Below are 21,415 nucleotides of genomic sequence, written 5' to 3'. Positions count from 1 at the left end.
ACCCACCACAGCGTTACTTCCGTTCGAGCACCAGTAGCGGGTCGATGCGGGTATCGAACCAGTTCATGCCCCAATGCAGATGAGGGCCGGTCGCGCGGCCGGTCGCACCGACCGCCGCAATCACCTGACCCTGCTCGACGCGGTCGCCGACCTTCACATCGATACGCGACAGGTGCAGGAAGTTCGAACTGATCCCGAAGCCGTGATCGAGCAGCAGCGTGCCACCGGTCAAGTACAGGTCGGGACCGGCGAAGGTGACCACGCCCGCTGCCGGGGCCTTTACCGGGGTGCCGGTCGGGACTGCGATATCCATGCCGGAATGGCCGGAACCGGGCTGGCCGTTGTAGATGCGCGCATTGCCGAAGCGGCCGCTGATGCGGCCCTGCACTGGCCAGATGAAGGCCTGCGCGAAGTCGGCGCGGTTGTCATCGCGGGCGCGCGCGGCGGTGACCTGGGCCTGTTCACGCTTGATCCGCTCGGCGATCGCCGGGGGCGGATTGACCGTTTTCGGCGGCACGCCGTTGACGCGCTCGGTCGGCCAGTCACGCGGGGTGACCGCAATGCTGACCGTTTCGCTGCCGCCGTCCGGGCGCTTCACCTGGACCTGCAGCGGACCCTTCTCATCCCGTCCGATGCCGAACACCACGCTGCCGTACCCGCTCACGCGCAGCGTGCGGCCGCCGTACTGCACGACGCTGCCGGCCGGCACCTTGCCGATCACCATCGCGCCCTGCGAGGCGCTGGCCGGAAACACCACGCGCGCATCGGCCTGGGCCATGACGGGCGAGGGCAGCAGACTGCCCATCGCCGCGGCGCCGGCGGCCGCCAGGGCCGCACTCAACAACCGTGCCCGCATCAGCGGTCGAAGCTCATGCGCTGGCCATTCGGCGAACCCACCAGCTTCTCGCCGTCCCACGCCAGCTGCCCGTTGACCCAGGTCGAGGCGATGCGCGAGCGGAAGGTGGTGCCCTCGAAGGGCGACCAGCCGCACTTGGAGAGCACGTCTTCACGCTTGACGGTGAAGGGCACGTCTTCGACCAGCACCAGATCGGCGAAGTAGCCCTCGCGCAGGTAGCCGCGCTGGCTGACGTCGAACAGCTGCGCCGGGGCATGCGCGAACTTCTGCACGACCTGGGTGATCTCCAGTTTGCCTTCGTGCACCAGCTCCAGTGCGGCGACCAGTGCGTACTGCACCAGCGGCAGGCCGGACGGCGCCTGCGCATAGGGCTTCTGCTTCTCTTCCCAGGTGTGCGGCGCATGATCGGTGGCGAGCACGTCGATCACGTCATCGGCCACGGCGCGGGTCAGCGCTTCGCGGTCGCTGGCTTCCTTGATCGCCGGGTTGCACTTGATCAGGTTGCCCAGCCGCGCGTAATCGCTGCGGTCGAAGCGCAGGAAGTGGATGCAGGTTTCGGCGGTGATCTGCTTGCGGCTGCCATCGGCGCGGATCAGTGGGCCGCGTTCGAACAGCTTGAGCTCGTCGGCGGTGGAGATGTGCAGCACGTGCAGGCGGGTGCCGTGCTTCTTGGCCAGCGACACGGCCAGCTCGGAGGATTTCAGGCAGGCCTCGCGCGAGCGGATGTCCGGATGCTGCTCGGCGCTGAGGGCATCGCGGTACTTCTCGGCGTACTCCTTGGCCTTGGCGTCGATCATCGGCGTGTCTTCGCAGTGCGTGATGATCGGCGTGGGCGCATCGCGGAAGATCGCATCGAGCGTTTCCGGGTTGTCCACCAGCATGTTGCCGGTGGAGGCGCCCATGAACACCTTGATGCCCGGCGCGGTCTTGGGGTCCAGCGACTGGATGTGGGCCAGGTTGTCGTTGCTGGCGCCCATGTAGAAGCCGTAGTTGGCGCGCGCACGGCCGGCGGCGGCATCGTACTTGGCCTGCAGGATCTCGGCGTTGAGCGTGGGCGGGTTGGTGTTGGGCATGTCCATGAAGCTGGTCAGGCCCCCGGCGACGGCGGCGCCCGATTCGGTCGCGATATCGCCCTTGTGGGTCAGGCCCGGCTCACGGAAATGGACCTGGTCGTCGATCATGCCCGGCAGCAGCCAGCGGCCGGCGGCGTCGACCACGGTTTCGCCCGGACGGGCATCCAGGCCGGGGCCGATCTGCGCGATGCGGCCATCTTCGATGCGCAGGTCGCCCTGGGTGATGGTGCCTTCGTTGACCAGGCGGGCGTTGACGATGAGCGTGGAGGACATTCAGTGTTTTCCTGTGCAGCGGCAGGGGGCGTCATGCGCGGTGCGCGGCGGCACCTCGTCGATGCCACCGGGATGGAAGGGATGGCAGCGGCCCAGCCGGCGCGCGGCCAGCCAGCTGCCGCGCGCGGGGCCATGGGTGGCGATGGCTTGCATGGCGTATTCAGAACAGCTGGGCATGAAGCGGCAACGCGGCCCCAGCAACGGGCTGATGAAGCGCTTGTAGAAGCGCAGCAGGGCGATGAGCAGGCGTGAGATCACCCCCCAATCTTATTCCAGTTGGCATGAAGGGCGCATTTGTCGCAGGATGGGGCGTTGGACCCGTCCGCACCCACGCGCGCGACGGGCCGCCCCGGCGGTGTCGCCGGGTCAGGTACCGAACTGCGCACGTCGGCCCGCCTGCCAGGTGGACCGGTCGCACGCCTTGCGACTCCGGGGCTGAACGGAGTAGGCGGTGTGGTTGCTGCTGCTGGTCGGGTAGGCTATAAAGGCCCGCTTTCCCGGGCCCCGGGGAATCCAAGGAAGAGCGTTTCGTGGCTGCTAAAAAAACTGCAAAGAAGGCCGTCAAGGCCGCCAAGAAAACCGCCAAGCCTGTTGTAAAGAAGTTGGCGGCCAAGTCCGTTGCCAAGAAGCCGGCCGCCAAGCCGGTCGGCAAGCCTGCATCCAAACAACCGGCGGCCAGGACGGCACCCGTCAAGAAGGCGGCCAGCAAGTCGCCCGCCAAAGCCGTCAAGAAGGCTGTCGCCAAGAAGCCTGCTGCCAAGACGGTGGTGGCCAAGAAGACCGTCGCCAAGAAGGTCGTTGCCAAGAAATCGACGGTCGCCAAGCCGGTTGCCACGCCCGCCAAGCGCGCGCCAGGCAAGCCGGTGAGCAAGGCGCCCGTCAAGAAAGCCGCTGCCAGCAAACCGGCAGCCAAGAAGACCGTGACGCCTGCTGTCGCCAAACCGGCGGCCAAGCCGGCACCGGCGAAGAAGACCGCAGTCAAGCAGGCACCGGCCACGCCGGTGAAGGCCAGCAAGACCGCCAGCAAGCCCGTGGCACCCAAGCCGGCCACCAAGCCGGTTGCAGCACCCGTAGTGAAGTCCGCACCGAAGCCGGCATCGCCGGCGCCGGCCAAGTCTGTCCCGGCCAAGAGCCCGGCCAAGGCGGCACCTTCTCCGGCGTCCGCGCCGGCGCCGGTCGCCCCTGTCGCCGCCTCCAAGGCCCCGCAAAACAAGAATCCCGTGCCCGTTTCGAAATCGCCTGCAAAAACCCCCGCCAAGTCCGAGTCCGCCCCCAAGCCCGTGTCCCGTCCGGTCGGCAAGGTCGCCGTTGCCGTGGCAGCGCGTTCGGCCGCCCCGGCCCCGCGCACCAAGGTGAAGGTGGTGGAATACAAGACTGACGAAGCCACCGGTCGTCCGATCCTGCCCGACGGTTACAAGCCGAGCGCGGAAGAGGAATACATGAGCCCGCTGCAGCTGGAGTATTTCCGCCAGCGCCTGCAGCACTGGCGCAATGATCTGGTGGAGGAATCCAAGCAGACCATCGCGAATCTGCAGGAAGAAGTGCGTGATATCGGCGATGAGGCCGAGCGCGCCACCCGCGAGACCGAGAACTCGCTGGAACTGCGTACCCGTGATCGTTACCGCAAGCTGATCGGCAAGATCAACAGCACGCTCAAGCGTCTGGAAGATGGTGATTACGGTTTCTGTGTGGATACGGGCGAAGAGATTGGCCTGGATCGCCTGGAAGCCCGCCTGACGGCTGAGCGCACGATCGATGCGCAGGAGCGTTGGGAGCATCTGCAGAAGCAGCAGGGCGACTGATCGCGCTGCCGGCTTTGCTGTTCTACGAAAAACCCGGCTTCGGCCGGGTTTTTTTTGGCTGCCCGACCCACTCCTGACAGGTTCATGGGTGGGCGGTTGGAACAGCTTGGATTCCCGCTTCCGACACGCTGTGAGTCAGTTGCCAGGGTTGCCTGGGCCATAAACCGTGAGACGTCAGCTATCTGCCGTGCTCCGTCCGCTTTTCGCCGTTAATCCCGCGAAAGCAACCCACTGTCCATGGGTGGACGGGTGGCGCAGTGAAGGACCGTGTGCGGCATGGGTCCGGCGCATGCGCCGGACGGGTTGGGCAGGACGCCCAACCCCGGCCTTGCCGTGCGTGCAGGATTGCACGCACGAGCAAGCCGCACTACGAGCCCCCATGGGTGAGGGCGCTCTGCTTGCGAAGCACTGCTTCGCGAGCGGCCGAACGCACAGCCGCCAGCGGCTGGGCCGGACCGCGGAGCGGGGTTCACGGCGGGTCCTGCACTGCGCTGCCCGGCCGCCCAGCCCCAGGCATAAGCAGGCGCCGACTCACAGCCCCGGCAACCCAACCGCGCAGCGCCAGCCAAACGGCCAAACGGCCGAGCGGCCAACCGGACAGCTGATCAGCCGATCAGCCAGGCAGGAAATCCATCAATGCAGATCGCGCAGATTCAACCGCCGAAGCGTCGGATTCTTCCAGGCCGTAATGCCGGCCACACTCAACACCGCAAAGCCACCCAGCACCACCGCCGGCACCAGCCCCAGCAACTTCGCCATCGTGCCCGCGTAAAACGCCCCCAGCTCATTGGACGAACTGATGAAAATGCCATTGATCGACGACACCCGGCCGCGCATCTCTTCCGGCGTCGCCAACTGCAGAATCGTCGAACGCACCACCACCGAGACACCGTCGAACGCACCGTAGAACAACAGGATCGCCGCCGACAGCCAGAAATTCGACGACAGCCCGAACCCGATCACGCACAGACCGAAACCGGCCACCGCGAACAACAGCACCCGCCCCGCATTGCGCTGCAGCGGGCGACGCGCCAGCCACAGCCCCACGCACACCGAGCCCAGCGCCGGCGCCGCACGCAGCACGCCCAGCCCCTCCGGCCCGTGGTGCAGGATCTCGTGCAGGAAGGCCGGCAGCATCGCCACCACGCCGCCGAGCAGCACCGAAAACATGTCCAGCGCCATCGCCCCGACCATGATCCTGTTGCCCAGCACGAAACGGCCACCCTCGGCGATGCTCTTGAAGATCGGCGCCGCCGGGCCGGTATGCACCGGTTCGGACACCCGCAGCGCGGCCAGGCAGCCGAGCGCGATCAGCGACACGCCGACCGCCACGCCATAGGCCACTCCCTTGCCGCCCCAGGCCACCAGCAGCCCGCCCAACGCCGGGCCGGCCACCATGCCTGCCTGGAACACCACCGCGCCCAGCCCCGCGCCGCGGGCGTACTGCGTGCGCTCCAGCACACGGGCGAACAGCGCGTTGTAGATCGGCGAGAGGAACGCCCGGACCATGCCGGTCAGTGCGATCGCCGCATAGATCGGCCACACCCCGTGGAACGGCAGCCAGCCCTGGGCCACGGCGGTCAGCACCAGCGCGGTCATCACCAGCCCGCTGCAGGCGACCATGCCCAGCCGGCGGCGTGGCAGGTGGTCGACCAGGTAGCCGGCAAACGGGGCCACGCAGAAGAACGGCAGCACCTCGGCCAGACCGACCAGGCCGAGTGAGAATGGATTGCGGGTGACTTCGTAGATATGCCAACCGACCGTCACCGCGACGATCTGGTAGGACAGCATCGCGAAGATCCGGTACGCCAGCACCAGCGAGAAGCCCGGACGGGCCAACAGTTGCAGGGCGCTGTCAGGCTCCTGCGGATCGGCGGAGAGCGTCACGACTGCGCTTGGGCGGTGTCGCGGATGAAGGCCAGCATCGCCGCCACGCCGTTGCTGCGGGTCGGCGACAGGTGGCGCGACAGCCCGATGTCCTGGATGTAGCTCGGCTCGGTGGCCAGGATCTCGGCGGCCGAACGGCCCGAGTACACGCGCAGGGCCAGGTAGATCAGCCCGGAGACGATCGCCGAATCACTGATCGCGTGGAAGCGCAGGGCCTCGGCGTTGCCGTCCGGCACGATCCAGACCATGGACTGGCAGCCGAGCAGGCGATGCTCTTCGGTTTTCCATTCTTCCGGGAACGTGGGCAGTTTGCGGCCGAGGTCGATCAGGTACTGGTAGCGCTCGGACCAGTCACCGAAGAACGCGAATTCCTCGGCGATGGCAGCCTGGGCTTCGGCGGCGGTGGGTTCGAGCGGGAACGGGGAGGTGGGGGTCATGGGGGCTCCGGGTCGTGTTCGCCGTCCGTGGGTGACCGTGCGTTTGCGGGGGAAGCAGCCTGGCCGTCCGTGGCCGGGCCTGTGTCGTGGCAATGCCCAGCGGATCGGGCAGTGTCTGGTAGCGCCTGACGGTCAGCCGGGCGGTCGTTCAGCGTTTGCGCGACCAGCGCACGCCCTGGGCGGTGTCTTCCAGCACGACGCCCTCGGCCGCCAGCTGGTCACGGATCGCATCGGCACGGGCGAAGTCACGCGCCTGCTTGGCGGCGGCGCGTTCGTCGATCAGGGTTTGGATGGCGGCATCGTCATCGGTGCCGCCCGCGGTGCCGAACCATGCGGCGGGATCCTGCTGCAGCAGGCCCAGCGCCAGGCCGGCACCCAGCAGCGCAGACTTCCACTGCGCCTTGTCGGCGTCGGCGGCCCTGCGCGCCTCACCGGCGATACGGGCCAGCTCGGCCAGTGCCTGCGGCGTGTTGAGGTCGTCATCCAGCGCGGCCTCGATCTCGGCCGGGATCACCGCAGCGGCGTCCACCTCGACCAGGTCGCGCAGGGTGCCGTACAGGCGGTCCAAGGTGCGCACGGACTGCTCGATCAGCGCGTCGGACCAGTCCAGCGGCTGGCGGTAATGGGCCGACAGCAGCGCATAGCGCAGCGCCTCGGGGGCATGCTGGCGGACCAGATCGTGCACGCGCTCGATGTTGCCGATCGACTTGCTCATCTTGGCACCGCCGAAGTTGAGCATGCCGTTGTGCAGCCAGAACCGGGCGAACGTCTGCCCGCCGTGCGCACACTCGCTCTGGGCAATCTCGTTCTCATGGTGCGGGAACTGCAGATCCACGCCGCCGGCATGGATGTCGATGGTCGGCCCCAGGTGCGCGGCGGCCATCGCCGAGCACTCGATGTGCCAGCCCGGGCGGCCACGGCCCCAGGGCGATGCCCAGCCGGGCAGATCGTCGCTGGAGGGCTTCCACAGCACGAAGTCGCCCGGGTCGCGCTTGTACGGGGCCACGTCAACGCGGGCGCCGGCCAGCATCTCGTCCGGGTCGCGGCGCGAGAGCTTGCCGTAGTCGGCGTAGGAGCCCACCGAGAACAGTACATGGCCTTCGGCGGCATACGCGTGGCCGTTGGCGATCAGCTGCTCGATCATCGTCACGATCTGGGGGATGTGCGCGGTGGCTTCCGGCTCGATGTCCGGCGGCACCACGCCCAGCGCGGCCATGTCCTCGCGGTAGGCGGCGGCGAATCGGTCGGTGATGGTGCTGATCGGGACGTGCTGTTCGCGCGCGGCCGTGTTGATCTTGTCATCCACGTCGGTGATGTTGCGGGCATAGCGCAGGCCGCCGAAACGGCGCCGCAGCAGGTCGGCCAGCACCCCGAACACCACCGGGCCGCGGGCGTTGCCGATGTGGACGTAGTTGTAGACCGTGGGGCCACACACATACAGGGTCGGACAGGTCGGATCGAGCGGGGTGAACGGTTCGAGCTGGCGTGTCAGGTTGTTGTGCAGGCGCAGGGTCATGAGGGTCGGGAGCGGGGGTAAGCGGTCGATTTTAGAACGTGTCGGGGCCTTTGGGGGGGATGGGGCCGGGGCAGGCCGCCGGCATCGGCCGGCCGGCGGTGCGGCTGAAGGCTTCAGGCGTTTCGTGCTGCCATGGGGGTTTGCGGGGCCGCGGGCGGGGCCGGCCTATGGGCATAAGCGTCACGGACGGGTAATGTTCAGCCCCTTGTGCCACTCACTGCCTAAACTATCCCCCTTGTCCTTTTCCCTGTTGCCAATGAAATCCGCTTCGTTGTTGACGCTGGTCTGCGTGCTCGGAAGTGCCGCCTTCGGGGTGTGCGCCCAGGACAGTGAGGTGCGCAACCGGGTGGTGATCGTGGAGAACGTCAAGTTCGACTACGCCCAGGTGCTCAACGTCGAGCCGATTTTCCAGACGCTGCGTGCTACCCGCACCGAGGAACACTGCGAGCCGGTCTCGACCCGCACCCTGGCCCCGGTCAATGTCACCGGCGAGGAGCCGCAGGAAGACAAGGGCCGCTTCGGCCGTTTCATGGATTCGGTGCGCTCGATCTTCCGCCGCGAAGATGGCAGCACCGACGACAGCGGCTATTCGGAAACCGTGGTGGTCGAGGCCACGCCGGCCAATACCGGGCCGCTGCTGACCCGGGACTGCAAGATCATTCCGGTCGGCCGTGAGTTCCGCCGCCCGATCGCCTATGACGTGGATTACGTCTACAAGGGCACCAAGTACCGCTCCCGCCTGCCGGAAGATCCTGGCAACCGGCTCAAGATCCGGGTCTCGATCACCCCCTGGGTGGGCAACGAGCAGGCCAGCGGCGCCAACCCGTGACACCTCCCGTCGCCCTGCGGGCGACGCCTTCAACCTGAATTTCCATTCAGGCCTTGCACCCACCCCGGGTGCATGCAAAGATGGGCGGCCATGAAACTCACCGACTTCCAGCACGACACCAGCGCCGCCCGTATGGCTACGGGCATGACGTCGCGTGCCCGCCGACCGGAACCCCACATTTTCGCTGGGTAACCGGAGCTTCGTGCTGTCTGTTCGGAAAACCCAGCCCCCGCGCTGGGTTTTTTCGTTTCTACGATCTGAAAAGTTTCATCTGTATACGTTTTGTTGAGCCCTGAACGCGCCCCGGCGCCCCCAACCTCCGCCGGCAACGGTGGAAAACCAGCCGCAAAGGATCGATCGATGTCCCTGAAGCACTTCCTGAACACCCAGGATTGGAGCCGCACCGACCTGGATGCCCTGTTGACCCAGGCCGCGTTGTTCAAGCGCAACAAACTGGGCGACGAGCTCAAGGGCAAGTCAATTGCCCTGGTGTTCTTCAACCCCTCCATGCGTACCCGCACCAGCTTCGAGCTGGGTGCGTTCCAGCTGGGCGGCCACGCGATCGTGCTGCAGCCGGGCAAAGACGCCTGGCCGATCGAGTTCAACCTGGGCTCGGTGATGGACGGGGACACCGAGGAACACATCGCCGAAGTGGCCAGGGTACTGGGCCGCTACGTCGACCTGATCGGCGTGCGCGCGTTCCCGAAGTTCATCGACTGGACCAAGGACCGCGAGGACGAAGTGCTCAAGAGCTTCGCCAAGTACTCGCCGGTGCCGGTGATCAACATGGAAACCATCACCCACCCGTGCCAGGAACTGGCACACGTGATGGCGCTGCAGGAACACTTCGGTACGCAGGACCTGCGCGGCAAGAAGTACGTGCTGACCTGGACCTACCACCCCAAGCCGCTGAACACTGCCGTGGCCAACTCCGCGCTGACCATCGCCACCCGCATGGGCATGGACGTGACCCTGCTGTGCCCGACCCCGGATTACATCCTGGATGAGCGCTACATGGGCTGGGCCGAGCAGAACGTGGCCGAAAGCGGCGGTTCGCTGCAGGTCAGCCATGACATCGCCAGCGCCTACGCCGGCGCTGATGTCGTCTACGCCAAGAGCTGGGGCGCGCTGCCGTTCTTCGGCAACTGGGAACCGGAAAAGCCGATCCGCGACCAGTACAAGCACTTCATCGTGGACGAAGCCAAGATGGCGCTGACCAACAACGGTGTCTTCAGCCACTGCCTGCCGCTGCGTCGCAACGTGAAGGCGACCGACGGCGTGATGGATTCGGCGCAGTGCATCGCGATCAACGAAGCCGAGAACCGCCTGCATGTGCAGAAGGCGATCATGTCGGCGTTGATCGGCCGGTAATGCCGGCGGGGGGAGAGCCGACCGTTGGTCGGCTGCTCCCCAACCAGCGCACCGAACGTTTCAGCCGGCCGGCGCATCGAACATTCCAGCCGACCAACGGTCGGTTCTACACCGAATCTCCATCCTCAATTGGACCCTGACCCCATGAGCAAGAAAGACATCGTCCTGGCCTTCTCCGGCGGACTCGACACCAGCTTCTGCGTGCCTTACCTGCAGGAGCGCGGCTACAACGTGCACACCGTGTTCGCCGATACCGGCGGCGTGGATGACGAAGAGCGCGATTTCATCGAGAAGCGTGCGGCCGAGCTGGGCGTCACCAGCCATGTCACCGTCGACGGTGGCCCGGCGATCTGGAGCGGCTTCGTCAAGCCGTTCGTGTGGGCCGGTGAGGGCTACCAGGGCCAGTACCCGCTGCTGGTCTCGGATCGTTACCTGATCGTGGACGCCGCGCTCAAGCGCGCCGCCGAACTGGGCACCAACATCATCGCCCATGGCTGCACCGGCATGGGCAACGACCAGGTCCGTTTCGACCTGGCCGTGAAGGCGCTGGGCGACTACCAGATCGTCGCGCCGATCCGCGAGATCCAGAAGGAGCACACCCAGACCCGCGCCTACGAGCAGAAGTATCTGGAAGAGCGCGGCTTCGGCGTGCGTGCCAAGCAGCAGGCCTACACCATCAACGAGAACCTGCTCGGCCTGACCATGTCCGGCGGCGAGATCGACCGCTGGGAGGCCCCGGGCGAGGGTGCCCGTGGCTGGTGCGCACCGCGCAGCGAATGGCCGGAACAGGCACTGACGGTCACCCTGAAGTTCGTCGAAGGCGAAGCGGTCGAGCTGGACGGCAAGGCGCTGCCGGGTGAGCAGATCCTGGCCAAGCTCAACAAGCTGTTCGCCCCGTACGGCGTCGGCCGTGGCGTCTACACCGGCGACACCGTGATCGGCTTGAAGGGCCGCATCGTGTTCGAAGCGCCGGGCCTGGTCTCGCTGCTGGCCGCGCACCGTGCGCTGGAAGATGCGGTGCTGACCAAGCAGCAGAACCGCTTCAAGCCGGACGTGGCGCGCAAGTGGGTGGAGCTGGTGTACGAAGGCTTCTACCACGACCCGCTGAAGACCGACATCGAGGCCTTCCTGAAGTCCTCGCAGACCAAGGTCAACGGCGAAGTGGTGCTGGAAACCCGCGGTGGCCGTGTGGATGCCGTGGCCGTGAAGTCGCCGCACCTGCTCAATGCCAAGGGCGCCACCTATGCACAGTCGGCCGACTGGGGCGTGGAAGAGGCGGAAGGTTTCATCAAGCTGTTCGGCATGAGCTCGACGCTGTACGCGCAGGTGAACCGCTAAGGCGATTCACCGGGGTGCCGGCCGCTGGCCGGCGCCTCCCAACGCCGATTTTGAACCCTACGGATACTCAGACTCATGCTTGAACAGACGCTCGTCCACCTGCAGCAACTCGTGTCGTTCGACACGCGCAATCCGCCGCGTGCGATCACCACCGGTGGCATCTTCGATTACCTGCGTGCCAACCTGCCCGGGTTCAACGTGGAGGTGATCGACCATGGCGACGGTGCGGTCAGCCTGTACGCGGTGCGCGGGACGCCGAAGTACCTGTTCAACGTGCACCTGGATACCGTGCCGGATTCGCCACACTGGAGTGCGGATCCGCACGTGATGCGGCGTGCGGACGATCGCGTGATCGGGCTGGGCGTGTGCGACATCAAGGGCGCTGCGGCGGCGTTGGTGGCTGCGGCCAATGCCAGCGATGGCGATGCCGCGTTCCTGTTCTCCAGCGACGAGGAGGCCAACGACCCGCGTTGCATCGCCGCCTTCCTCGCCCGTGGCATTCCGTATGAAGCGGTGCTGGTCGCCGAACCCACGATGAGCGAAGCAGTGCTCGCGCACCGTGGCATCAGCTCGGTGCTGATGCAGTTCAAAGGTCGCGCCGGGCATGCCTCCGGCAAGCAGGATGCGGCCGCCAGTGCACTGCATCAGGCGATGCGCTGGGGCAACCGCGCGCTGGACCACGTGGAGTCGCTGTCGCATGCGCGCTTTGGCGGGCTGACCGGCCTGCGTTTCAACATCGGGCGCGTGGAAGGTGGCATCAAGGCCAACATGATCGCCCCGGCGGCCGAAGTGCGTTTCGGCTTCCGCCCGCTGCCGTCCATGGACATCGATGCATTGCTGGCCACGTTTGCCGGGTTTTCCGAACCGGAGGCCGCGGTGTTCACCGAGACCTTCCGTGGGCCGAGTTTCCCGGCCGGCGATATTGCAGAAGCAGAGAACCGCCGTCTGGCCGCGCGAGACGTGGCCGATGCGCTGGATATCCCGATCGGCAACGCGGTGGATTTCTGGACCGAGGCCTCGCTGTTCTCGGCCGGGGGTTACACCACGCTGGTGTACGGCCCGGGCGACATCGCCCAGGCACACACTGCCGATGAGTTCGTGACGCTGGAGCAGCTGCAGCGTTACACCGAGTCCGTGCACCGCATCATCGCGCACGGCGCCTGATCGAATGACGCCGTCGTGGTCCCCCACTGACGGAACTCCCATCGCGGCTGCGGCCGCCTGCGACGATATCGAAATGCCTTCTTCCCAGCCCCACCGCCAGACCCGTCAGACCATCGTGCGCCTGCTCTCGAGCATGGCCAGCGCGAAGGAGATCAGCCAGTACCTCAAGCGTTTCTCGCAGCTGGACGCCAAACGCTTTGCCGTGGTCAAGGTCGGCGGCGCGGTGCTGCGCGATGATCTGGACGCGCTGACTTCTTCGCTGTCGTTCCTGCAGGAAGTCGGTCTGACTCCGATCGTGCTGCACGGCGCCGGCCCGCAGCTGGACGCCGAACTCTCGGCAGCCGGCATCGAAAAGCAGACCGTGAACGGCCTGCGCGTGACGTCGGCCGAAGGCCTGGCGATCGTCCGCCGTGTGTTCCAGGCCTCCAACCTGCAGCTGGTTGAAGCGCTGCAGCAGAACGGCGCGCGCGCGACCTCGATCACCGGCGGCGTGTTCGAAGCCGAGTATCTGGACCAGGACACCTACGGCCTGGTCGGTGAGGTCAGGAAGGTCAACCTGGCTCCGATCGAGGCCAGCCTGCGCGCCGGCTCGATCCCGGTGATCACCAGCCTGGGCGAAACCCGCTGCGGGCAGATCCTCAACGTCAACGCCGACTTCGCCGCCAACGAGCTGGTGCAGGAACTGCAGCCGTACAAGATCATCTTCCTGACCGGCACCGGCGGCCTGCTGGATGAAGAGGGCAAGGTGATCGATTCGATCAACCTCTCCACCGAGTACGACCAGCTGATGCAGCAGCCGTGGATCCATGGCGGCATGCGGGTCAAGATCGAACAGATCAAGGACCTGCTCGATCGGCTGCCGCTGGAGTCCTCGGTGTCGATCACGCGCCCGGCGGACCTGGCCAAGGAACTGTTCACCCACAAGGGCTCGGGCACGCTGGTGCGCAAGGGCGAGAAAGTGCTGCGCGCCACCGCGTGGGACGAACTGGATCTGCCGCGCCTGAAGCAGCTGATCGAATCCAGCTTCGGCCGTACCCTGGTGCCGGACTATTTCCAGAAAACCAGGCTGCTGCGCGCTTACGTGAGCGAGAACTACCGCACCGCGGTGATCCTCACCGACGAGGCCGAGGGCGTCTACCTGGACAAGTTCGCGGTGCTGGATGACGCGCAGGGCGAGGGCCTCGGCCGCGCGGTCTGGAATGTCATGCTGGACGAAACCCCGCAGCTGTTCTGGCGCTCGCGCAACGGCAACCCGATCAATCACTTCTACTACGCCGAGTCCGATGGCTGCTACAAGCAGGGCCACTGGAAGGTGTTCTGGTTCGGCGCCGACGGCTTCGACCGCATCAAAGCGTACGTCGAGCATTGCGCCGCACGCACCCCCAGCCTGGAGGGCTGAACCCGATGAATCTTGCCGATTGGACCAAGGTCCCCACACTGGCCGGCACCCATGCCCGGCTGGAGCCGCTGCAGATGGCGCATATCGATGGCCTGCGCGGCGCACTGGGGGATGGTACCTTGTCCAAGCTCTGGTACACCCAGGTGCCGAGTGCGAAGACCATGACCGCCTATGTCCAGGCCGCGCTGCAGGCGCAGGCCGAGGGCAAGGTATTGCCGTTCGTGGTCCTCAACGACGCCGATGAAGTGGTCGGCACCACCCGCTACTACGATCTGGACGCCGAGGTGCCGCGCCTGAGCATCGGCTACACCTGGTATGGCGAAGCCGCCCAGCGCACCGGCATCAACACTGAAACCAAACTGATGCTGCTCACCCATGCCTTCGAGCGGCTGGAATGCCTGAGCGTGGTGTTCGAGACCAGCTGGTTCAACGTCACCTCGCGCACCGCGATCGCGCGGCTGGGCGCCAAGCAGGACGGCGTGCTGCGCAACCACAAGCGCCACCCGGACGGCACCCCGCGTGACACCGTCATCTTCTCCATCATCGATGCGGAATGGCAGGGGGTGAAACGCCACCTGCAGCACCGCCTGGACGCACACGCATGAGCACCAAGACCTTTACCGTCGGCATCGTCGGCGCCCGTGGCCATACCGGGGCCGAGCTGATCAAGCTGATCGCTGCCCACCCGCACCTGCAGCTGGGCTTCGTCTCCTCGCGCGAGCTGGCCGGCCAGCGCGTGAGCGATCACCACAGCGACTGGCAGGGCGAGCTGCAGTTCGAAAACCTGGATGCCGATGCCGTCGCCGCCAAGGGCATGGACGCGGTGATCCTGGCGCTGCCCAATGGCCTGTCCGCGCCGTTCGTCACCGAGCTGGATGCGGCCAGGCCGGAGACCGTGATCGTCGACCTGTCGGCTGATCACCGCTTCGAGCCGAGCTGGTACTACGGGCTGCCGGAGCTGACCCGCGGCGATTACCTGGGCCAGAAGCACATCAGCAACCCGGGCTGCTATGCCACCGCGATGCAGCTGGCGATCAGCCCGCTGCTGCAGCAGCTGGCCGGCCCGCCGCAGTGTTTCGGGGTCTCCGGTTACTCCGGTGCCGGCACCACGCCTTCGGACAAGAACAACCCCGAGCTGCTGCGCGACAACCTGATGCCGTACGCGCTGACCAACCATGTGCACGAGCGCGAAGTCACCGCGCACCTGCGCGTGCCGGTCGAGTTCATGCCGCACGTGGCGCCGCACTTCCGCGGCATCACCATGACGGTGAACCTGTGGCTCAACACGGTGGTCAAGCGCGAGGATGTGATCGCGCTCTACCAGAAGTACTACGCTGATGAGGCGCTGATCGAGGTGCTCGACGAAGCGCCGTGGGTCAGCCAGATCGCCGGCCGGCATGGCGTGCAGATCGGCGGCTTCGACGTGGCCCCGGGCGGCAAGCGGGTGGTGGTGGTGGCGACCCTGGACAACCTGCTCAAGGGCGCGGCCACCCAGGCGATGCAGAACCTCAACCTGGCGCTGGGCCTGGACGAACTGGCCTCGATCCCGCACTGAATTCCCACGGCGCCGCGCGGTCCGCTGCGCGCGCCCTGACAACCCGGCGGAGCGATTCCGCCTACGGAGCAAGACATGGCAGACCTTCTGTGGCAGAAGCCCGGCGTGGCGGTAGACGCCAAGATCCAGACCTTCCTGGCCGGCGATGATGTGATCCTGGACCGCGAGTTCTTCCTCTACGACGTGGCGGCCAGCAAGGCGCACGCGCAGGGCCTGGAGAACATCGGCATCCTCGGCAATGACGAGCGCGTCGGCCTGCAGCGCGAACTGGACGTGCTGGCCGAGGATTTCCGCAGCGGTGCGTTCGTGCTGGATGAGCGCTTCGAGGATTGCCACTCGGCGATCGAAGCGCGCTTGACCGAGCGCCTCGGCGATGCCGGCCGCAAGATCCACACCGGCCGCAGCCGCAACGACCAGATCCTGGTCGCCACCCGGCTGTGGCTGAAGGACAAGCTGCTGCGCGTGGCCGAACTGAGCCGCGAGATCGCCAAGGTCGCGCTGGATCGCGCCGAGGCCGAGAAAGACCTGCCCGTGCCGGGCTACACCCACATCCAGCGCGCCGTGGTGTCCTCGGCGGGCATGTGGTGGGCCGGCTGGGCCGAGGCGTTCATCGACAACGCGATCCGCGCGCACGACACCTTCAATCTGGTCGATGCCAATCCGCTCGGCACCGCCGCCGGCTATGGCGTCAACCTGCCGCTGGACCGCGCGCACACCACCGAAGCGCTCGGCTTTGCACGGATGCAGATCTCGCCGATCTACGCGCAGCTCTCGCGCGGCAAGTTCGAACTGGCCGCACTGGAAGCCCTCGGCGGCGCGACCCTGGATCTGCGCCGCATCGCCTGGGACCTGTCGCTGTTCACCAGCGGCGAGTTCGGCTTCGTGGCGCTGCCGGCGCAGTACACCACCGGCAGCTCGATCATGCCGAACAAGCGCAACCCGGACGTGATCGAACTGATGCGCGCCACCCACGCCAGCGTGGCGGCTGCGCGGACCGAGATCGAGCAGCTGCTGTCGCTGCCCTCGGGCTACCACCGCGATCTGCAGAGCAGCAAGGGCGCGATCTTCCATGGCTTCGGTCGCGGCCTGGCCGCGCTGGAACTGCTGCCGGCGCTGCTGGCCAACCTGGAGTGGCGCGACGACAAGCTGCGTGCGGCGATCGACTCGGGCATGTACGCCACCGATGTGGCCGTGGAAGCGGCTGTGGCCGGTGTGCCGTTCCGCGAGGCCTACAAGGCCGCGGCCGCGGCGGCGGATACGGCCGGGCAGGGGCGCACCCCCGAAGGCAGCCTGGCCGCGCGCGTCTCGCCCGGCGCGGCCGCCGACCTGCGGCTGGATGAGCTGCGCGCCCGCTGGGCTGCACTGGTGTAATCACGACGGCGGCCGCAAGGCCGCCGTTTTTGCAACGTCTTGCCGGGCGCTGTCCGGAGAAGGAGCCCCATGACAACCTGTTACCTGGTGATGGTCACCCGCACGCCGGCGTTCCGCGATGAGGTCGGTGCCGAACATGTGCGTTTTCTCGATGAGGTGCGCGCCCGCGGGCAACTGCTGCTGACCGGTGGCTTCACCGACAAGACGGGCGGCGCCTACGTTCTGCAGGACATCGCCGATCTGGCGGCCGCGCAGGCGCTGGTCGACACCGATCCCCTGCTGGTGCACGGCAGTGCCACCGCCCGTATCCACGAATGGAGCACGCGCTGAGCGCGCCAACCACATGAACCAGCCCGTGCCTTCGCCGTTCACCGAACAAGCCGTCCCGCAGTGGAAACGCGCCGTGCTCAAAGTGGGCAGCAGCCTGCTGGCCGCTGATAGGGGCGGCCTCTCGCCACGCCACGCGCTGGGCCTGGCCCAGTTCGTCTCGGCCAATGTCCTGGCCGGGCGCGAGGTGGTGATCGTGTCCTCCGGCGCGGTCGCGGCCGGCCGGGCGATCGTGCCGCGCGCGTTGGAAGCCGGGGCGGCGATGGCGGCGCGGCAGGCGCTGGCCGCGCTGGGCCAGGCACAGCTGATCGGGCTGTGGCAGCGCTTCTTCGAACGCCCGGTGGCGCAGGTGCTGCTGACCCACGACGACCTGCGCAACCGCCGCCGCTACCTCAATGCCCGCGCCACGCTCAACGAGCTGCTGCGGCTGGGCGCGCTGCCGGTGGTGAATGAAAACGACACGGTCTCGGTGGATGAACTCAAGCTCGGCGACAACGACAACCTGGCCGCGACCGTGGCGGCGTTGATCGATGCCGATGTGCTGTTCATCGCCACCGATATCGATGGCCTGTACAGCGCCGATCCGCGTCGCGATCCGCAGGCCCGGCCGATCCACGATGTGCCGGAGCTGACCGTGGAGGTCCTGGCGATGGCCGGCGGTGCGGGCAGCGGTGCCGGCACCGGTGGCATGCATACCAAGCTGGAAGCAGCGGCCAAGGCGGGGCGGGTGGGCATCGAGACCTGCCTGTTCAACGGGCGCAGTGCGGAGGTCGTGCGCGCGCTCAGCCAGGGCCGCCTGTTCGGTACCCGCATCCATGCCGCACAGACCCGCGTGGCCGCACGAAAATACTGGCTGCGCCACGCGCCGCTGGAGCCGGGCGCGATCCTGGTCGATGCCGGCGCGGCCGATGCGCTGCGTGGCAAGGGCGCATCGCTGCTGCCCGGCGGCGTGCTCGGCGCGCAGGGTGACTTCCGTCGCGGCGACATGATCGAGATCCGGCAACGTACCGAGACCGGCGAAGTCTGCCTGGCCCGGGGCGTCAGCCAGTACTCTGCCAGCGACATCCGCCGCGTCGCCGGGCGCCACTCGCGCGACATCGAGAGCGTGCTCGGCTACAACTACGGTGGCAACGTGATCCACCGCGACGATCTGGTGCTGTTGTGATCGCGTCCCTACCGCGTTTTTCCCAAGGATACTGAGATGGTCGCCAGCTTCACTTCCGATATCCGCAGCCAGGCGCTGGCCTGCCGCGAGGCTGCCCGGCAGCTCGCGCAGTTGTCTTCTTCGGCCAAGGCCGATCTGCTGGCGGCGATGGCCACCGCGCTGGAGGCCGATACCGATGCGATTCTCGCGGCCAACGCACGCGATCTTGCGGCGGCCACGGAGAAGGGCATTGGCACGGCGATGCTGGATCGCCTGGCGCTGAACCCGCAGCGCCTGGCCGGTATCGCCGCTGCGCTGCGCGAGGTCGCCGCGTTGCCGGATCCGGTCGGCCAGGTGACCCGCGACGACGTGCGCCCCAATGGCATCCGCGTGCAGAAGGTGCGGGTGCCGCTGGGTGTCATCGCGATGATCTACGAAGCGCGCCCGAACGTGACGGCCGATGCGGCCGCGCTGTGCATCAAGGCCGGCAACGGCGTGATCCTGCGCGGTGGCTCGGAGGCGATCCATTCCAACACCGCGATTGCGGCGTCTCTCAAGCGCGCGCTACGCGAGGCCGGCGTAGCCGATGCCGCGCTGACCCTGGTGGAGGATCTGCGCCGCGAGACCATGCTTGCCCTGCTGCAACTCAACGACCTGATCGATCTGGCGATTCCGCGCGGTGGGGAGGGGCTGATCCGGTTCGTGGCCGAGCATGCCCGCGTGCCGGTGATCAAGCACTACAAGGGCGTCTGCCATCTGTACGTGGACCGTGCCGCCGATCCCGCACTGGCGCTGCGCCTGCTGGTGGATGGCAAGTGCAGCCGGCCGTCGGCCTGCAACTCGCTGGAGACGCTGCTGGTGCATGCCGACCTCGCACCCACCTTCCTGCCGTTGGCGGCGCAGGCGCTGGCCGAACGTCGCGTGCAGGTGCGCGCCGATGCGGTGGCACGGCAGTGGCTGCCGGATGCGGAGGCGGCCAGCGAGGAAGATTACGCCGCCGAGTATCTGGATCTGATCATCGCGCTGCGCGTGGTCGATGACCTCGATCAGGCACTGGCGCACATCCAGCAGTACAGCTCGGACCATACCGAAGTGATCGCCACGGAAGACGTCGCGGCCGCCGAGCGCTTCGTGCACGCGCTGCGCTCGGCGGTGGTGATGGTCAACGCCTCCTCGCGCTTTTCCGATGGCGGCGAGCTCGGCCTGGGCGCGGAGATCGGCATCTCCACCACCCGTCTGCACGCGTACGGCCCGATGGGCCTGGAAGCGCTCACCGTTGAGCGCTTCGTGGTCCGCGGCGAAGGCCAGACGCGCGTGTAACCCGGTCATGCCGGCCAGTGGCCGGCACCCCCTCAGCCGGCCAGCGCCTGCGCGGTGACCCGTACCGGCCTTGCGTGCTCGTCCATGTGCAGCGTCACTGCCTTGCCATCGGCCAGCAGGGACGCCACCGCCGCACTCGCGCCGAGGTCATGCGCCATCTCCTCGCGGGTCACATCGTCATGCGGCAGCCGGCGCTCCTTGCCCGTGAAGCGCATGCGGTTGTACTCGGCCCACGCGATCAGCAACGCTGCGCAGCACACCAGCATCACCGGCAGCGCGATGACCACGAACGGATCGACCGTCTGCTTCTGTTCGTACAGCTGCGCCCAGGCCATCCGCCCGCCGAGCAGCCAGGAAATCAGCGTCACCAGCGGTGCCCACAGGTAGAAGTAGAACGCCCAGAAGGCGATGGTCACAAAGCCCCACGCGGTACGCTGCAGGCGCGGTTGCTGGCGCGGTTTCTGGATCAGCCGCGAGTCGAAGCGGCGGGTGGATTTGACGGTGTTCATCGGATACCCCGGTCAGGACTGACCCAGACCGCGCGCTTGCCACGACGTTTGAACAACGTCTTGGGGAACGCCACCAGGGTCGTGAACAGACTGATGAGCCAGTACGCCATCGGGTACCAGATCACCCAGAAGTAATTACGTCCAATATGCGTTTCGTAACGGCGGTCGATGATCAGGCTGCTGGCGAACTGCAGCAGGCAGACCAGTGCCAGGATCACGCCATGCCACTGCGGCAGCAGCGTGGCGATGTACAGCTCGGGCGGCAGCGTCATGAACTTGCCCAGCGCCCACAGCACGATGATCGCCAGCATCGTGTACGCCCACAGCACGCTGAGGATGTACTCCAGCAGCACGCCCCACATGCGGCGCTTGCGCCAGTGGAACAGCGAACCGCCATGCCGCAGCAGCACTTCCACGCCGCCCTGGGCCCAGCGCAGGCGCTGCCGCCACAGGCCCTTCAAGGTTTCCGGCATCAGGATGAAGCACAGCCCATTGGGCTCGTAACGGATGTCCCAATGGTCCAGCTGCAGGCGCCAGCTGATGTCGATGTCCTCGGTCACCATGTCGTCGGACCAGTAACCGATCCGGTGCAGGGCCGTGCGACGGAACGCGGCGATCACTCCGGAGATGGTGAAGATGCGCCCGTACACCCGCTGCGCACGCTTGATCATGCCGATGATCGAGGAGAACTCGGCCACCTGCAGGCGGCCCAGCAGGGTGGAACGGTTGCGGATGCGCGGGTTGCCGGTGACCGCGCCCACGCGCGGGCCGGAGGTCAGGTGCCAGACCATCCAGTGCGTGGCGTACTCCTCCAGCATCGCATCGCCATCGATGCAGACCAGATACTCCGAACGTGCCGCCAGCGCGCCCATGCGCAGCGCATTGGCCTTGCCCAGGTTGCGGTCCAGATGCACCACACGCAGGCGCGGGTGCAGGGCGGCCAGGGCATCCAGCCGCGCACCGGTATCGTCGCTGCTGCCATCGTTGATGGCGATGACTTCGAAGTCCGGATAGGTCTGCTTGAGCGCCGAGCCCAGCGTGTCTTCCAGGTTCTCCGCTTCGTTGTGGCAGGGGATCAGGATCGAGGCGAACGGATAGACATCCATCGGCGGCGGGTCATCACGGTCGCGGGCCTTGCGCTCGCGCCGGAAGAAGTAATACAGGCCGCCGGACATCCAGAAGAACGCCATCACCATCGGGTAGAAGAAGGCGAACTGGAACAGCGCGTAGAGAAGAGGATGCAT

The 21,415-nt window shown here is 66.8% G+C and carries 20 protein-coding genes; 12 read left to right on the top strand and 8 right to left on the bottom strand.

The features are described 5' to 3' along the window. Positions 1-13: 13 nt before the first annotated feature. From ACTT2I_RS11620 to yidD, 3 genes are read right to left on the bottom strand one after another with little or no spacing between them, the layout of a single operon-like run. A complete protein-coding gene (locus ACTT2I_RS11620) occupies positions 14-856 on the bottom strand; it encodes a M23 family metallopeptidase (protein WP_421099323.1) in 843 nt (280 codons plus the stop codon). Continuing rightward, a complete protein-coding gene (locus ACTT2I_RS11615; protein WP_421099324.1) occupies positions 856-2,202 on the bottom strand; it encodes a dihydroorotase in 1,347 nt (448 codons plus the stop codon). Before ACTT2I_RS11615 ends, ACTT2I_RS11620 begins: the two co-directional genes overlap by 1 nt. Beyond that, positions 2,203-2,460 (bottom strand): membrane protein insertion efficiency factor YidD, encoded by a 258-nt coding sequence (gene yidD, locus ACTT2I_RS11610; protein WP_088432590.1) that lies wholly within the window; start codon positions 2,458-2,460, stop codon positions 2,203-2,205. Between the two features lie 506 nt (positions 2,461-2,966). Between yidD and dksA the strand changes: the two genes are divergently transcribed. Then, entirely contained in the window at positions 2,967-4,004 is a 1,038-nt protein-coding gene (gene dksA, locus ACTT2I_RS11605; RefSeq protein WP_443096859.1) for an RNA polymerase-binding protein DksA, read from the top strand. A gap of 633 nt (positions 4,005-4,637) precedes the next feature. Here the strand turns inward: dksA and ACTT2I_RS11600 are convergent. The 3 genes from ACTT2I_RS11600 to cysS form a co-directional block, all read right to left on the bottom strand. Further along, positions 4,638-5,891 (bottom strand): MFS transporter, encoded by a 1,254-nt coding sequence (locus ACTT2I_RS11600; protein WP_088432592.1) that lies wholly within the window; start codon positions 5,889-5,891, stop codon positions 4,638-4,640. After that, positions 5,888-6,328 carry a SufE family protein gene (locus ACTT2I_RS11595; protein WP_265308386.1) on the bottom strand — a complete coding sequence of 147 codons (441 nt, stop codon included), beginning with the start codon at positions 6,326-6,328 and terminating at the stop codon, positions 5,888-5,890. The genes ACTT2I_RS11600 and ACTT2I_RS11595 overlap by 4 nt, the downstream gene beginning before the upstream one ends. Before the next feature lie 148 nt (positions 6,329-6,476). After that, on the bottom strand, positions 6,477-7,844 hold the full coding sequence (cysS, locus tag ACTT2I_RS11590) for a cysteine--tRNA ligase (RefSeq protein ID WP_421099326.1): 1,368 nt from the start codon (positions 7,842-7,844) through the stop codon (positions 6,477-6,479). 256 nt (positions 7,845-8,100) lie between these two features. Here cysS and ACTT2I_RS11585 point away from each other — a divergent pair, with 256 nt between their 5' ends. The 11 genes from ACTT2I_RS11585 to ACTT2I_RS11535 all read left to right on the top strand — a co-directional run bounded on the left by ACTT2I_RS11585 (position 8,101) and on the right by ACTT2I_RS11535 (position 19,662). Continuing rightward, positions 8,101-8,673: a hypothetical protein gene (locus tag ACTT2I_RS11585; protein WP_088434742.1), complete on the top strand. Its 573-nt coding sequence runs from the start codon at positions 8,101-8,103 to the stop codon at positions 8,671-8,673. A gap of 360 nt (positions 8,674-9,033) precedes the next feature. Beyond that, positions 9,034-10,044, top strand: a complete 1,011-nt coding sequence (locus tag ACTT2I_RS11580) for an N-acetylornithine carbamoyltransferase (protein ID WP_088434741.1) — start codon at positions 9,034-9,036, stop codon at positions 10,042-10,044. A gap of 144 nt (positions 10,045-10,188) precedes the next feature. Beyond that, positions 10,189-11,382 (top strand): argininosuccinate synthase, encoded by a 1,194-nt coding sequence (locus ACTT2I_RS11575; RefSeq protein WP_088434740.1) that lies wholly within the window; start codon positions 10,189-10,191, stop codon positions 11,380-11,382. 75 nt (positions 11,383-11,457) lie between these two features. Further along, complete coding sequence (locus ACTT2I_RS11570) at positions 11,458-12,546, top strand: acetylornithine deacetylase (protein ID WP_421099327.1); 1,089 nt, start codon at positions 11,458-11,460, stop codon at positions 12,544-12,546. A 73-nt stretch (positions 12,547-12,619) separates the two neighbouring features. Next, positions 12,620-13,945 carry an acetylglutamate kinase gene (locus ACTT2I_RS11565; RefSeq protein WP_421099328.1) on the top strand — a complete coding sequence of 442 codons (1,326 nt, stop codon included), beginning with the start codon at positions 12,620-12,622 and terminating at the stop codon, positions 13,943-13,945. Between the two features lie 5 nt (positions 13,946-13,950). Continuing rightward, positions 13,951-14,550, top strand: coding sequence for a GNAT family N-acetyltransferase (locus ACTT2I_RS11560; RefSeq protein ID WP_019182837.1), 600 nt, complete (start codon positions 13,951-13,953; stop codon positions 14,548-14,550). Continuing rightward, positions 14,547-15,500 (top strand): N-acetyl-gamma-glutamyl-phosphate reductase, encoded by a 954-nt coding sequence (gene argC, locus ACTT2I_RS11555; RefSeq protein ID WP_421099329.1) that lies wholly within the window; start codon positions 14,547-14,549, stop codon positions 15,498-15,500. The genes ACTT2I_RS11560 and argC overlap by 4 nt, the downstream gene beginning before the upstream one ends. Before the next feature lie 75 nt (positions 15,501-15,575). Then, entirely contained in the window at positions 15,576-16,871 is a 1,296-nt protein-coding gene (argH, locus tag ACTT2I_RS11550; protein ID WP_293981763.1) for an argininosuccinate lyase, read from the top strand. Between the two features lie 69 nt (positions 16,872-16,940). After that, positions 16,941-17,201 (top strand): YciI family protein, encoded by a 261-nt coding sequence (locus ACTT2I_RS11545; protein ID WP_421099330.1) that lies wholly within the window; start codon positions 16,941-16,943, stop codon positions 17,199-17,201. A 13-nt stretch (positions 17,202-17,214) separates the two neighbouring features. After that, on the top strand, positions 17,215-18,363 hold the full coding sequence (gene proB, locus ACTT2I_RS11540) for a glutamate 5-kinase (protein ID WP_421099331.1): 1,149 nt from the start codon (positions 17,215-17,217) through the stop codon (positions 18,361-18,363). 36 nt (positions 18,364-18,399) lie between these two features. After that, entirely contained in the window at positions 18,400-19,662 is a 1,263-nt protein-coding gene (locus ACTT2I_RS11535) for a glutamate-5-semialdehyde dehydrogenase (RefSeq protein ID WP_421099332.1), read from the top strand. A gap of 32 nt (positions 19,663-19,694) precedes the next feature. Here the strand turns inward: ACTT2I_RS11535 and pgaD are convergent, their stop codons facing one another. Together pgaD and pgaC are read right to left on the bottom strand one after the other, a co-directional pair. Beyond that, positions 19,695-20,171: a poly-beta-1,6-N-acetyl-D-glucosamine biosynthesis protein PgaD gene (pgaD, locus tag ACTT2I_RS11530; RefSeq protein WP_088434733.1), complete on the bottom strand. Its 477-nt coding sequence runs from the start codon at positions 20,169-20,171 to the stop codon at positions 19,695-19,697. After that, a complete protein-coding gene (gene pgaC / locus ACTT2I_RS11525) occupies positions 20,168-21,415 on the bottom strand; it encodes a poly-beta-1,6-N-acetyl-D-glucosamine synthase (RefSeq protein WP_421099333.1) in 1,248 nt (415 codons plus the stop codon). Before pgaC ends, pgaD begins: the two co-directional genes overlap by 4 nt.

Origin of the sequence: Stenotrophomonas sp. PUT21 (genome assembly GCF_052232875.1) — a bacterium.
Classification (GTDB): domain Bacteria; phylum Pseudomonadota; class Gammaproteobacteria; order Xanthomonadales; family Xanthomonadaceae; genus Stenotrophomonas; species Stenotrophomonas maltophilia_N.
This window is presented reverse-complemented; position numbering and strand designations above follow the sequence as displayed.